12 protein-coding genes are annotated in these 14,031 nt (G+C 56.8%); 10 read left to right on the top strand and 2 right to left on the bottom strand.

The annotated features are described in order from the left end of the window. The 9 genes from V2391_RS03190 to V2391_RS03150 all read left to right on the top strand — a co-directional run. Nucleotides 1–1,529, top strand: a 1,529-nt coding sequence (locus tag V2391_RS03190; protein WP_329738228.1) for an NlpC/P60 family protein, incomplete at its 5' end; no start/stop codon positions are given. A gap of 391 nt (nucleotides 1,530–1,920) precedes the next feature. Beyond that, entirely contained in the window at nucleotides 1,921–3,378 is a 1,458-nt protein-coding gene (locus V2391_RS03185; RefSeq protein ID WP_329738227.1) for a lipopolysaccharide biosynthesis protein, read from the top strand. A gap of 27 nt (nucleotides 3,379–3,405) precedes the next feature. Then, nucleotides 3,406–4,518: a DegT/DnrJ/EryC1/StrS family aminotransferase gene (locus tag V2391_RS03180; protein ID WP_329738226.1), complete on the top strand. Its 1,113-nt coding sequence runs from the start codon at nucleotides 3,406–3,408 to the stop codon at nucleotides 4,516–4,518. Between the two features lie 2 nt (nucleotides 4,519–4,520). Next, on the top strand, nucleotides 4,521–5,732 hold the full coding sequence (locus V2391_RS03175) for an ATP-grasp domain-containing protein (RefSeq protein ID WP_329738225.1): 1,212 nt from the start codon (nucleotides 4,521–4,523) through the stop codon (nucleotides 5,730–5,732). 1 nt (nucleotide 5,733) lies between these two features. Next, nucleotides 5,734–6,699, top strand: a complete 966-nt coding sequence (locus V2391_RS03170) for a hypothetical protein (protein WP_329738224.1) — start codon at nucleotides 5,734–5,736, stop codon at nucleotides 6,697–6,699. A gap of 13 nt (nucleotides 6,700–6,712) precedes the next feature. Continuing rightward, complete coding sequence (locus V2391_RS03165; RefSeq protein WP_329738223.1) at nucleotides 6,713–7,720, top strand: NAD-dependent epimerase/dehydratase family protein; 1,008 nt, start codon at nucleotides 6,713–6,715, stop codon at nucleotides 7,718–7,720. Nucleotides 7,721–7,724: 4 nt separating this feature from the next. Further along, nucleotides 7,725–8,609 carry a glucose-1-phosphate thymidylyltransferase RfbA gene (gene rfbA / locus V2391_RS03160; RefSeq protein ID WP_329738222.1) on the top strand — a complete coding sequence of 295 codons (885 nt, stop codon included), beginning with the start codon at nucleotides 7,725–7,727 and terminating at the stop codon, nucleotides 8,607–8,609. 1 nt (nucleotide 8,610) lies between these two features. Further along, complete coding sequence (rfbB, locus tag V2391_RS03155; protein ID WP_329738221.1) at nucleotides 8,611–9,630, top strand: dTDP-glucose 4,6-dehydratase; 1,020 nt, start codon at nucleotides 8,611–8,613, stop codon at nucleotides 9,628–9,630. Nucleotides 9,631–9,687: 57 nt separating this feature from the next. Next, entirely contained in the window at nucleotides 9,688–10,683 is a 996-nt protein-coding gene (locus V2391_RS03150) for a glycosyltransferase (protein WP_329738220.1), read from the top strand. Between the two features lie 67 nt (nucleotides 10,684–10,750). On the opposite strand, the gene V2391_RS03145 is transcribed toward V2391_RS03150, so the two are convergent. Next, the gene (locus tag V2391_RS03145; protein ID WP_329738219.1) at nucleotides 10,751–11,893 is read right to left on the bottom strand and encodes a glycosyltransferase family 4 protein; all 1,143 of its coding nucleotides are present in this window, start codon (nucleotides 11,891–11,893) and stop codon (nucleotides 10,751–10,753) included. Nucleotides 11,894–11,909: 16 nt separating this feature from the next. Further along, nucleotides 11,910–12,887 (bottom strand): glycosyltransferase family 2 protein, encoded by a 978-nt coding sequence (locus tag V2391_RS03140; RefSeq protein WP_329738218.1) that lies wholly within the window; start codon nucleotides 12,885–12,887, stop codon nucleotides 11,910–11,912. 454 nt (nucleotides 12,888–13,341) lie between these two features. Between V2391_RS03140 and V2391_RS03135 the strand changes: the two genes are divergently transcribed. After that, a complete protein-coding gene (locus V2391_RS03135) occupies nucleotides 13,342–14,028 on the top strand; it encodes a glycosyltransferase family 2 protein (RefSeq protein WP_329738217.1) in 687 nt (228 codons plus the stop codon). The last annotated feature ends 3 nt before the right edge of the window (nucleotides 14,029–14,031 follow it).

Genomic DNA, 14,031 nt, shown 5'->3' with positions numbered 1-14,031 from the left:
AGAAGTGGGGCGTCGTGGGCGGCTCGTCTCAGGACTCGCCCGAGGCCACCTGGACCCCGACCGAGCCGGGCGACTACACCGTCACCCTCGACGTGATCGACGGCGCCGGGGCCAAGCACGCCACGGCGAGGGTCATTGTTTACGATAAGTATCGTTCTAAAGGCGTTACCCTGAAAACGTCTGATGATTCGCCTGTGACCATTGGTGTTCCCTGCACGATTCATGCTGATTTCGATGGGGATACGAGCGGTTTTATTTACAAATTTGTATGGGAGAAGGACAATTGGAAAAGCTGGGGAGTATTGCGCCCCTATGGCGACTCGTCTCAATGCGATTGGACTCCTTCTGAGTCTGGAAAGATTAATATCTGGATCGATTTCGTCGATGCTGATGGAATTAAATCTACTGTTCACTATCCGGTAGAAGTTTCCAAAGAGTCATACAGCTATGACTCCCTTTCTTGTAATACTGATTTGATTCAGCAGGGTGAAACCGTCTCCGTTGACGCATCAACGTCCGGTCAGACTGATTACCTAACATATAAGTTTGTTTGGACTAAGAATAACTGGGCAAAGTGGGGAGTTGCTCAAAAAGGGAAGAGCCCGCGTCTCGATTGGACACCTTCTGAGCCTGGTGATTACACGATTTACTGCGATGCTATTGCATCCGATGGCAGTTATACCACTAAGACCGTCTCATTCGGTGTATGGGGGTACAGCGGGATTTCCGTTAAAACAACTGACAGCAATTGGTCCTGGGATATAAGTGCAGACTTGGGTTCGAATTTAGCTAGTAAAGCCGGTTCCTTTAAGTTCAAGTTTGTATGGACGAATAGCAGCTGGTCAAAATGGGGTGTGCTCAAAGCGGCTTCTTCGGAGAATTCAGCACACCTTAATCCAAGTGCGCTTGGCTTAACGTACGGCTATTGGTATGTGTATGTTGATGTTCAATACCCCGATGGCTCTTGGCACACGAATCATACTTCTGTATGGGTTGGATACCGTGGTTATCAGAACCCGTCTTCTTATTATCAAGTCTCATGCGCGTCTGTTACCATTCCGCACATGAACCAGGGAATATTCGGATATCGAACGCCATCCCGAATTGGTACTTATGCTACCAGGCAGGATTGTATTAATGCGATGATCACTCGTGCGTATGATTATGTTGGGACAACACCTTATATCTGGGATTATTCCTGCGCTCCAGGCGTCGGCGTTGACTGTGCTGGCCTCGTTATGCAATGTCTCTATGCTACGGGAATGAACTTGGGTCGATACACCCCCTGGGATCACTATTACACTCCGGGTCATGATCATTACGCAAACGACATGTGGAATGATCCCAAGTTTAAACACCTCTCTTTTTCCCAACGACAACGCGGCGATTTGATTTGCTATAAAGGTCATATAGCAATCTATATAGGCAACGATCAGATTATCGAAGCCTCGAGCCCTCGTAATGGTGTCCGCGTGCACAGTGTCTATGTGGGTTATGAAATTAGGGGCGTTCTCAGGCCGTTTGTTTAGGTTTTATTGGTGATTTTTGTTCAAATGTACAGCCTGGGTGGACTCTTTTGGGATAATTCACTCGGGAAAGGCAAGCGTAAGAGTTTGATTCTTTCTTGCGCTTAAATTTATTTGGCGATCTCGATGCTGGTTTCTTGTGCCTTAGCGCGCATATAAAACATTCCGTGGAAGCCAAAGCATTGTGGTGTTGGTCCCATATGCAGCAGGAAAATGAGGGACAGCACAGTGATTCCAGTTTTTATTTTTGAAGCATGAAATCACTTCATTTCCTATGCTGTAGCTATCGTGCATTTGTTGGAACTTGTAATTAATTGTCATTAGATGCGCTATGGTTTAACCTCGGTTTAAATCGACTGTTATTCATGTATTGGTACCTAAGAAGAGGGATTGAATGGCGCAGAATTCGCTTAAGGCTAAGACGCTCTCTTCTCTTTTTTGGAAGTTTTTCGAGAGGGGCGGTCGAGCGGTTGTCGAGTTAATCGTCCAGATTATTCTCGCCCGATTGCTCTCGCCAGATGATTTTGGAACGTTGGCGATCATGCTCGTCTTTGTGAATATCGGCAACGTGCTTGTTCAGTCGGGGCTTAACACGGCACTGATTCAGGCTCCTTCAATTACCGATGAAGACTCCTCAACTGTATTTTGGCTGTGCTTCGGCGTTTCACTTGCGCTGTATCTGATTGTTTTCCTTGCTGCCCCCGGGATTGCCTCCTTCTACGTGATACCGTCCCTGGTTTGGCCGCTTCGAGCCATGTGTCTCATTCTCGTGGTCAGCTCCTTCAACTCGGTTCAGGTCGCGCTTGTGGAGCGTGAACTCGAATTCCGTAAGGTGTTTGACGCCACGCTCATTGCGGGCCTGGTTTCCGGTTCTCTGGGAATTGCTTCGGCTCTTCTGGGCGCCGGGCTCTGGTCGCTTGTCATTCAGCAGGTGTCGTATCACCTTTGCAACTGCGTCGTTCTCGCGCATAGCGTCAAATGGCTTCCTCAAATGGTTTTTGATTTGGCCCGTGCCCGAACGATGCTTGGGTTCGGGTGGAAGCTGCTTGTCTCGGGCGTTCTGGACCAGGGCTATCAATCACTCTCCGATTTGATTATTGGCAAGCAGTTCTCCGCTTCGAGCCTTGGCCTGGTCAGCCAAGGAAAGAAGTACCCCCAGGCCCTGGGAAACATACTGGACGGGGCCATACAGCCTGTGATGCTATCTGCGGTCGCGCACGTCCAGTCCGATCTGTCGCAGGTAAAGCGCCTGGTCAGGCGCGCCCTCAAGACATCCACGTATCTCATTGCACCAGCGATGACGCTGTTCGCGGTGGCCGCGGAGCCAATCGTAACCTTGGTGCTCGGGGACCAATGGCTCCCGTGCGTCCCATTCATGAGGATGTATTGCTTCACCTACGCCTTGCTTCCCATTCACACGACCAACCTGCAGACTCTCAACGGCATGGGGCGTTCCGACCTGTTCCTTAAGCTCGAGCTTATCAAGAAGTGCTATGGAACTGCCTGCCTTCTTATCGCCGCGTTTGTCTTCAGGGACGTCTACGTCATGGTTGGCACCTATATGTTCACCGGGATAATCTCAACTTTCGTCAACGGCTTCCCGAACAAGCGCGTTATTGGATACTCCTACGGGGAGCAACTGCGCGACATCGCGCCCTCTTTCTTGCTCTCGATAATCGCGGGAGGACTGAGCTTGGTCGCTGGCGGATTGGTGATCAACCCGGTTCTGAAGATCGTTGTCGAGGCGCTCGTGATGGCCGCAGTGTATCTCGGCTTGTCCGCCGTCCTGAGGCTGGAGGTTTTCGTCTATCTTAGGTCTAGCGTCGTCGACCTTCTGAGGTCTAGGAAATGATCGAAGCAGCAGATTATTGGAGGTCAGATGAGTAATCGGATTCTCGTCACCCGCTCTTCAATGCCACCGTTCGAAGAGTATTGCGAGGAGATTCGTCCGCTGTGGGAGAGCCACTGGCTCACCAACATGGGGGAGGAGCACAAGAAGCTCGAGGTGGCCCTCAAGGAGCGCCTGCGGACGCCTAACGTGTGCCTGTTCACCAACGGGCACAACGCCCTCGAGTGCGTACTCGAGGCCCTCGACCTGCGCGGCGAGGTCGTTACCACCCCCTTCAGCTTCGCGAGCACGACCCACGCCATCTCGCGCAAGGGCCTCACGCCCGTCTTCGCCGACGTCCGCGAGTCGGACTGCACCCTCGACCCCGAGCGCATAGAGGAGGCGATCACACCCCGCACGTGCGCCATCGTGCCAGTCCACGTCTACGGCAACCTCTGCGACGTCGACGCCATCCAGGACATCGCCGACCGCCACGGCCTCAGGGTCGTCTACGACGCCGCCCACGCCTTCGGCGTCGAGCGAGACGGGGTATCCGCTGCCTCCTTCGGCGACGCCTCCATGTTCAGCTTCCACGCCACGAAGGTCTTCAACACCATCGAGGGCGGCGCCGTCTGCTTCAGGGACACCTCGCTCTACGACACGCTCAACCAGTGGAAGAACTTCGGAATTACCGGGCCGGAGGACGTGGAGTACGTCGGCGGAAACGCCAAGATGAACGAGTTCTGTGCCGCGATGGGCGTTTGCAACCTGCGCCACCTCGACGAGGAGGTCGCCAAGCGCCGCGCCGTGGCCGAGCGCTACTGGGACCGCCTCGAGGCCGTCCCGGGCGTGCGGGTGTTCCGTCCCGCCCCGGGTGTGAGGGCCAACTACGCCTACTTGCCCGTGATCTTCGACCCCGAGGCCTTCGGGGCCACGCGCGACGACGTCTTTGACGCCCTTGACGCCGCAGGCGTGGGCGCCCGCAAGTACTTCTACCCGCTCATTAGCGACTACGCCTGCTACAGGAGCGTCTACTCCAGCGACCGCACCCCGGTGGCCAGGAGGATGGCCGCCCAGGTGCTGACGCTGCCCATGTACGCCGATCTCTCCCTTGCCGACGTCGACCGCATTTGCGACGTCGTCGAGTCGACCGGAAGGAACTAGCCATGCCAAAGACGCTCCTGCTGCTCGGCGGGGCCCGGTACGCCATCCCCGTCATCGACGCCGCCCACGAGCTGGGTGCCCGTGTCGTCACGTGCGACTACCTGCCCGACAACTACGCCCACCGCTTCTCCGACGGCTACGTGAACGCGAGCATCGTCGACGAGACTGCCGTGCTGGCCGCCGCTGAGTCGGTCGGCGCCGACGGCATCATGTCCTTCGCCGCCGACCCCGGCGTCGTCTCGGCCGCCTACGCCGCCGAGAGGCTCGGGCTCCCGTTCCAGGGCTCCTACGAGGCGGTCTCGGTCCTGCAGGACAAGGAGCGCTACCGCTCCTTCCTGCGCGATAACGGCTTCAACTGCCCGGAGCTCCACATCTTCTCCTCGGCCGAGGAGGCCGCGGCCTCGGCCGACTCGCTTAGGTACCCGGTCATCGCCAAGCCGGTCGACTCGGCCGGCTCCAAGGGCTGCTCCCGCGTCGACGGGCCGGAGGGGCTCCGCGAGGCGGTCGGGTACGCGCTGTCGTTCTCGCGAGACGGGAGGTGCATCGTCGAGCAGTTCCTCGAGAAGTCTGGGGACAGCTCCGACGCCGACGCCTTCCTCGTGGACGGCGAGTTCAGGTGCGTCTCCTTCACCTCGCAGCTCTTCGACCCCGGGGCCCCCAATCCCTACACGCCGGCCGCCTACGCCATGCCGGCTTCCATGCCCGCCTGGGCGCAGGCCGAGCTCGTCTCCGAGCTCCAGCGCCTGGCCGACCTCCTGCGCCTTGGGAGCGGCGTCTTCAACGTCGAGACCCGCGTGGCGACCGACGGGCGCGCCTACATCATGGAAAGCTCGCCGCGCGGCGGTGGCAACCGCCTCTGCGAGATGCTGCGCCTCGCGACGGGGGGAGCGACCGACCTCGTGAGGGCGAGCGTCCAGGCCGCCCTTGGCCTGTCTGTGGACGAGCTGTCGATGCCAGCCTACGACGGCTTCTGGTTCCAGCAGATGCTGCACTCGGACCACGCGGGCGAGTTCGCGGGAGTGGAGTACGCGCCCGGGTTCAGGGAGGCGCACGTCGCCGAGGAGCAGCTGTGGGTCGCCCCCGGCGCCCGTGTGGAGGCCTTTACCGCCGCCAACCACGCCTTCGGCTCCGTGATGCTCAGGTTTGGATCCCGCGAGGAGCTCGAGGCCTTCAGGGCCGCGCCCGGCGAGTCCATGCGGGCGGTGGTGAGGTAGCGTGAGCCGCGAGATCGGCGGATACCTTGAGCTGGAGCGCTACCAGGGCGAGCCCTACCATCCCGGGGCGGTGGCGCTCAACAGTGCGAGGAACTGCCTTGCCTACCTGGCCGAGCTTCGGGGGATCGAGCGCATCGCCCTGCCGGACCTCATGTGTGACGCGGTGAGCGGGACCTGCGAGCGCGAGGGGATAGCCGTCAGGACCTTCGAGGTGGGGGAGGGTTTTGCTCTTCCCTCCGAACTTGCCGTCAGCGAAGGCGAGTGGCTCTACGTCGCGGACTACTACGGTAGGCTCTCCTGTTCGGAGGTCGAGCGCGCCCGGTCCGCCTCGGGAGGCAGGCTCGTCGTCGACGAGGTGCAGGGCTTCTTCCGCGAGCCTTGGGCCGGTGTGGACACCATATACACCTGCAGGAAGTTCTTCGGGGTGCCCGATGGCGCCTACCTGGTCACGCGCGATGGCTCGCGGCTCGGCCGGGAGCTGCCGAAGGGTTCGTCGCGCGCCAGGATGGCTCATGTCGTCGGGAGGATGGAGGATGGCAGCGCCGAGTGGTACGGCGCCTACCGTGCTTCCGAGGAGTCCATCGATGCCGAGCCGCTCGCTGCCATGTCCGAGACCACGCGGAGCCTGATGGCCGCCGTCGACTTCCCCTTCGCGAGGCGTCGCCGCGAGGAGAACTACGCCATCCTCGGCGAGGCCCTCGGCGGCCGCAACCGGCTTGCCGCCGGGTCGCCCGAGGGGCCGTACATGTACCCCCTCCTCGTTGAGGACTCCGCCGGCCTCAGGGACAGGCTTGCGGAGGCGGGCGTGTTCGTCCCCACTTTATGGCCGAACGTTCTGGCGGAGTGTCCCGCGCCGAGCTGGGCTCACAGGTACGCCCGAGACGTTCTCCCGCTCCCCGTCGACCAGCGATATAACCGTGATGACATGGAGTACGTTGCCTCCTGCGTCAAGTCCGTCCTCAGATAGAAGGGTTCAAACGATGAAGAAGATCGTCATCTTCGGGGCCACGGGAAACGTTGGCTCCTACCTCACCAAGTACGCCTCCGAGTTCTTCGACCCCGCCGAGTACGAGGTCGTCGCCGTGGGGCGCCGCCCCGAGGCCCCGGTTTTCGCCGGGATGGGCGTTGACTACTACTCGGTTGACGTCACGAGGCCGGGGGACTTCGACGCCCTCCCCACCGACGGCGTGCACGCCGTGATGCTGCTCGCCGCGCAGATTCCCTCCTACATGAGGGACTACGACGGCGGGCTGTACCTCAGCTCGATCACGATGGGCGCCTACAACGTGCTGGAGTGGTGCCGCAAGGTCGGCGTCGACAGGGTCATCTTCACCCAGACCGTGTTCGACATCTCTCTTGCCTCCGCCCCCGGCAAGGTCCTCGCGCCCGACACGCCGCCGTCGTTCAGCTACACCGGTGACCACGCCATGTACGTCATCGCCAAGAACGCGGCCCTCGAGGTAATGGAGCACTACCGCCGGGAGTACGGCATCAAGAAGTTCGTGTTCCGCCTCCCCACCATCTACAGCTACAGCCCTTACCACTATTACTTCCCCAACGGCGTCAAGACCAAGCGGCCCGTCTACACGATGATCGAGCGTGCCATGGCGGGCGAGCCGCTGGAGGTCTGGGGCGACCCCGAGTACTCCAAGGACATGGTCTACGTCGACGACTTCAGCCAGGAGCTGTGCCTGGCCGCCCTGGCCGATAGGGACGGCGGCCTCTACAACATCGGCACGGGCATCCCGGTGACCCTGCGCGAGCAGGTCGAGACCATCGCCGACGTCTTCGCCCCCGCCTCGGGCCGCTCCGAGGTGGTGTACCGCCCCGAGAAGCCCTGCGGCGGCGGCTTCCTCATGGACGTCCAGAACGCAAAGGACGAGCTCGGCTACGAGCCCAGGTTCGGCTGCCGCGAGCTCTTCGAGGCCTACAGGGCCGAGATGGCCGTCGACCGGTTCGCCTCCCTGCGCATGAGGCCCGAGGAGTAGGGCGGTGAAAGGCATAATCCTCGCGGGCGGCTCCGGCACGCGCCTGCACCCCATAACCAAGGCGGTCAGCAAGCAGCTGCTGCCGATATACGACAAGCCTCTCGTGTACTACCCGCTCTCGGTGCTGATGCTCGCGGGCATCCGCGAGGTGCTGGTCATATCCACGCCGCGTGACCTCCCCGCCTTCCGGGAGCTGCTCGGCGACGGCTCCGAGCTCGGCATGAGGCTGGAGTACGCGGAGCAGGCCGAGCCGCGCGGCCTCGCCGAGGCCTTCACCATCGGCCGGGGCTTCTTGGCGGGCGAGCCGTGCGCGCTCGTGCTCGGCGACAACATGTTCCACGGCCAGGACCTCACGCGCGTGCTAAACCGCGCAAAGGCAAAGGTGGAGGCCGACGGCGGGGCGGTCGTGTTCGGCTACCCGGTGAAGGACCCGCGCGCCTTCGGCGTCGTCGAGTTCGACTCCGAGCGGCGCGTTGTCGGCATCGAGGAGAAGCCCGAGCGCCCAAAGAGCAACTACGCCGTGCCGGGCCTCTACTTCTACGACGGGCGGGTGGCGGACATCGCGGCGGCCGTTGAGCCGTCCGAGCGCGGCGAGCTGGAGATCACCAGCGTCAACAACGCCTACCTCGAGCAGGGCCAACTCTCCGTCGAGCTCATGGGCCGCGGCATGGCCTGGCTGGACACCGGCACGCCCCAGGGCTTGCTCAAAGCGGCCGAGTACGTAGAGGCCGTCCAGAGCCGCCAGGGCTACTTCATCGCCTGCGTCGAGGAGATAGCCTACCGCCGCGGCTTCATCGACGCGTCGCGGCTGCGCGCCCTGGGGGAGTCGCTCAGGAAGACCGCCTACGGCCAGTACCTGCTTGCCGTGGCAGAGGAGGACGGGAGGTAGCATGACGGACGTCTTCGAGCCCAGGAACATTATCGTCACCGGCGGCTGCGGCTTCATCGGCAGCAACTTCGTGCACTACGTGGTGGACAACCACCCGGACGTCCACGTGACCGTGCTCGACAAGCTCACCTACGCCGGCAACCCGGCCAACATCGCCGGCCTGCCTGAGGACAGGGTCGAGCTCGTGGTGGGCGACATCTGCGACGCGGCGCTGCTGGACGAGCTCGTCCCCGGCCACGACGCGATCGTGCACTACGCCGCCGAGTCCCACAACGACAATTCCATCGCCGACCCCGAGCCGTTCCTTCGCACCAACGTGGAGGGAACCTTCCGGCTGTTGGAGGCCGTGAGGAGGTATGGGGTCCGCTACCACCACGTCTCCACCGACGAGGTCTACGGCGACCTGGCCCTGGACGACCCCGTCAGGTTCACCGAGGAGACGCCGTACCACCCGAGCTCCCCGTACTCCTCCACCAAGGCCAGCTCGGACATGCTCGTTCGCGCCTGGACCCGCACCTACGGCCTGCGCACGACCATCTCCAACTGCTCCAACAACTACGGCCCCTACCAGCACGTGGAGAAGTTCATCCCCAGGCAGATCACGAACGTGATCGACGGCCAGCGCCCCAAGCTCTACGGCACGGGCGAGAACGTCCGCGACTGGATCCACACCGAGGACCACTCGAGCGCCGTCTGGGACATCCTCACTAAGGGCAGGACGGGCGAGACCTACCTCATCGGCGCCGACGGCGAGAGGGACAACATCACGGTCCTGAGGATGATTCTGGAGGCGATGGGCAAGGACCCCGACGACTTCGACTGGGTGCGCGACCGCCCGGGCCACGACCGCCGCTACGCTATCGACAGCACCAAGCTGCAGACGGAGCTCGGCTGGCGCCCCAAGCACACCGGCTTCGCCGAGGGACTCCGCCAGACCATCGGCTGGTACGTGGAGAACGAGTCCTGGTGGCGCCCGGCCAAGGAGGCCACAGAGGCCCGCTACCGCGCCCAGGGACAGTAGGGGCAATTCATCTCCCGAACCTGGAATTCTCTGCTCAGTATTGGAAATGGATGTTATATGCCGCAAAGTAATGATGTTCAGGTCAGTGTCCTGATGATTTGCTACAACCACGAGAGGTATCTCTCTCAGGCAATTGAGTCTGCCCTCTCCCAGCAGACTTCATTTCCGTTTGAAATTTTGATCTATGATGATAAGTCGACAGACTCATCTAGGGTTTTGATTTCTCGATATCAGGAACAACATCCAGACATCATCAAGTGTATTTTCCCAATTGAAAATCAGTTTTCAAAGGGGAAATCACCCTTGTGCGACTTTCTGATTCCAGCCGCAAGTGGAAAGTACATTGCTGAGCTCGAATGCGACGACGCATGGGTAGGCACGAATAAGCTTCAAACACAGTTTGACTACATGGAGTCTCACACTGAGGTCGCTTTGTGTGCTCACTCGGCAGAGCTTTACAACGACACCACGGGCAAAATTGATGGAATTGCCAGCGGCTGCGCTCGAGCGATGACATTTTCAACACAAGACCTCATAATGCGTGGCGGAGCGGCACTGCCGACATGTAGCTATTTTTCCAGAACGAGCGATATGAAGAATTACTTGCAGTGGCGGCCTAACAATTGCCCTGTAGGTGATTGGCCTATGATGCTTTATCTCTCAACATGCGGTTCCGTCGTCTGCCTTCCTGAGGTTTTAGGGTTGTATCGTGTCGCAGTTGCCTCCTCATGGACTGGCTGGCGCTCTGCAAATGCAGATGCAACTGCTAAGTTCGATAAGAGAATGCTTGGAATGATCGATGAGCTGATTTCAAAAATGCCTTCGGAGTTCCATGCTTCTTTGAGGGCAAAGCAGGCTGAATACTTTTTTGATCTTGCTTTCCGAGCGGATGTCAGTGTTAAGAAATTGGAAGAAGAGCTCGATTACCGCCTGAAGGTATCCTCTGCGCAGTTGCTCAACTTGCGTATCAAGCTGGTCATCAAGCGCATTGTTAATGCGCTGGGCTTGATGCCCCTGGTTGAGCGAATGATGATACTTAGAGCCTCAAAATAATCAATTGGGCTGCCTTGGTGTGTACTGTTCAGTATTGCACCAAGGCAGTTTTAATTTGCGTGTATCCCTATGAGGCGTCTAAGATTTTGATGAGCTTATTTGCGGTTGCTGCCCACGAGAAGCCATGCTCAATATGAAGCGCCACGTTATCGCCGCACGTTGTGGTCGCACCTCGATCGTTGCAGTAGACAAGAATCGCCTTAGCGATTTCATCCTCGCTAACTACGTTAAGCACAGTACCGTACTCCTTGGATGGAACGACCTCTCTTGCGCCGGCGCAATTTGAGACGACAATCGCACAATGCTGAGCTGCCGCCTCCAGAAGAACCGTTGGAAGCCCCTCTGGATACTCGGTGGGAAGACAAAAGCAGTCAGAGTCTCTTAGTAGTCCCGACAGCTCCTGCTTTGATAGACGTCCCATGTAATGAAGCCATGTCTCATGGGCCTCAAGGAGCTTGCCCTCAAGAGGGCCACTTCCCGCGACTGCAAGATGGACGCATGCTCCAGCGGCGTTGAGGGAGGATACTGCCCCCAGAAGTTTGGGCAGGCCCTTTTCGGGGATCAATCTTCCGGCATATGTGACAAGAAATTCGTTGTCGGTCAGCGATAGGAGCTCTCTGTAGCTGTCCGGTTTGGCCGTGCTCCTATATTCAGCGCAGTCGATTGAGTTCGGTATAACAGCTTGGGCATCAAAGCCTATGCTCTTAAGCCAAGATAGCCCTCGCTCTGAAACTGAGCAGCCGATAGGCCTTTTGGACCTAATCAGACGATTGTTGATTGCCTCATAAGTACGCATCGCGAGTCCCAGAGGAGACTTTTCGTTAGAAATTGGACCCGAACTGTGATCGATTAGAACGGGTCTCAGGTTGTGGGCGCTTGCGATGCGACATCCCAGAAGACAAATCGGATAGTATCGCGTGTTGATGACAATGCCATCAAATGGAGCCTCTGTAAGCTCTTTAATCTGCTTGAAAGTGGCCTTCGAAGGAATCATTAGAGGAAAACGGTCGCCCATGATTGATTTCGAAGGAATTCCAATAACCGTTACCTCTCCATCTGAAATCCGGAAGAGTCCTTCGGTTGAGGATGTCACCACAGTTACTTTGATGTTTTGTGTTGTCAACTGTGTTGCAAGGTTATGAGTAAACTGTTCAACTCCGCCAAGGTGTGGTGGGTAAAAGGCGGAAAATATAGCTATGTGGTCGAGCACCTTATTCGTTCCTTATCTAAATGAGGGCAATAAGATAGAAGAGGAAGCGAGCCATATGAATTTTCTCAAGAAGAATTACCACTCCGACTCCAAGTCGGATTTTTGTTCTTTGGCCCTTAGGCTTCAACAGTCCAACGTATTGGTTGGATAGGTAGTTGGGGAACTTTGACTCTGCGTCTGCCTTTGCAAAAGCGTACTTCTCTTTCATAAGGGAAATGCCGCATCCATGATTGAACGAAATGAGGGCATTAATCATATTGGCGAGATAGGTGTACTCGATAACGTCCTGTCTGTCCTGGGGGATGCTGCTCAGCTCATGGTTTTTGAGGAAGGTGTCAAAGAGCTCGGCCATAATTCTCTCGTGGTTCTTTTTGTAGTTCATTGAACCAGTGATTGAGCCGGGGTTCAGCACGTAATAGTAGCCCGCGTATTGAATTACTTTAGTTTTAGCGTTGCAATAAAATGCTGATAGACTGAAGTAGATGTCTTCACCGCATTTGATTGATGTGAAGTGCAGGTCATTCTCCGATATGAAAGACCGCCGGTATAGTTTCGCACAAGCGATGGCATAGGTGGTGGAGCTCCAGACCGTATCGCTTAGGTAATGTTCGGTCAGCTTGCCGTCGATGTCTCGAATATACCCTCCAACCACAATGTCGTAGTCGCCGTCTTTTGTAGCATCGAGATAGTGCTGCAGGTAATCGGGCTTGATGTAGTCGTCGCTATCGATGAACATGACGAATTCGCCACAAGCAACTCCAAGGGCCTTCTCTCTTGAAAGGCCCAGGCCAAGATTGACTTCGTTAGTGATTACCTTAATGCGGTCCGAATGCTTTGAAACATACTCGCTCAGTATCGTTGAGCTGTTATCCGGACTGCAATCATTTACGCAAATGATTTCGTAATCGTCGTACGTCTGAGCAAGTATGCTGTCGAGGCATCGCGCAAGATACTGCTCGACATTGTATACAGGAACGATGACCGAAACCTTCATGTTTTATAACCTCTGATGGGTGCGGGAATAACTTACTATGAAATATTTTCCCGGTTTTATTATCCAAATGCAACTTTATCGAAAGGAGGTAATTAGTGATTTTGTTTGATAAGGTTGACATTTTTGTTTTGAGGCCACTTAGATGAAGGTAACCTCACGTTGATATCTTTGTCTCCGCATTTGCGGTAAGAAGAAATACCTTCTTTTCAGCAGATCGCTCAAGTCCGTTTAGCATAGCAATGCAGTTGTCTTCATTTCGATTAGCGAGAGATTTGCGGAGTTGGCTCAGGATTGTATTTCGTAAATTGTTTTAACCCGACAATTGGGGTTCTTGCTTGGCCTTCATTTGCTTTGAGCGTTTCTCTTTCTCATGCCTGTTTTCGTGTAAAATATCTCTAATGTTCATATTTGATTAGGCGAATCGAATATTTAAATTTAAATGGATTGAATGTATATGCGAGACAAAGTTTTAGCAGTAATTCCCGCCTATAACGAGGAGTGCTCTCTTCAAAACACTATTGAAGAGTTGAAAGCTGTTGCTCCGGAGGTTGACTTCATCGTAATTAATGATGGATCGACTGACTCAACTGGCGAGATTTGCCGGGCCAACGGTTACCCCGTTCTTGATCTTCCCGTTAACGGTGGTCTCACCGTGGGCTTTCAGACCGGTATGAAATATGCAGCTCGTATGGGCTATAACTATGCCATCCAATTTGACGCTGATGGCCAGCATATGCCGCAGTATATCGATTCCATGCGTAAGAAAATGGATGAGAACGATGCTGATATCGTCATCGGATCGCGCTTCGTTCAGTTTAAAAAAGAGCATTCTGCACGTATGTTTGGTTCGAGGATCATCACGTTTATTGTGAAAATGACCACAGGAAAGCGTGTCAGTGATCCCACCTCTGGCATGCGCATGTTCAACCGTCGCATGATTGAACTGTTTGCTAAGGACATGTCGCTCAACCCCGAGCCCGAGACCATTGCGCACCTTATCAGAAAGGGTGCTAAAGTCGAGGAAGTTCAGGTGTCCATGCGTGACCGTACGGCGGGGGAGAGCTATCTTAATCTCACGCGCTCTGCTGCGTACATGACTCGTGTCTGTACGTCTATTCTCTTTGTTCAATGGTTCAGGTGATTT

Source organism: Collinsella sp. CM84Y_54 (genome assembly GCF_036317945.1).
GTDB lineage: Bacteria > Actinomycetota > Coriobacteriia > Coriobacteriales > Coriobacteriaceae > Collinsella.
The sequence above is the reverse complement of the archived record's forward strand: the minus strand, read 5'-3'. Positions and strand labels throughout refer to the sequence as shown.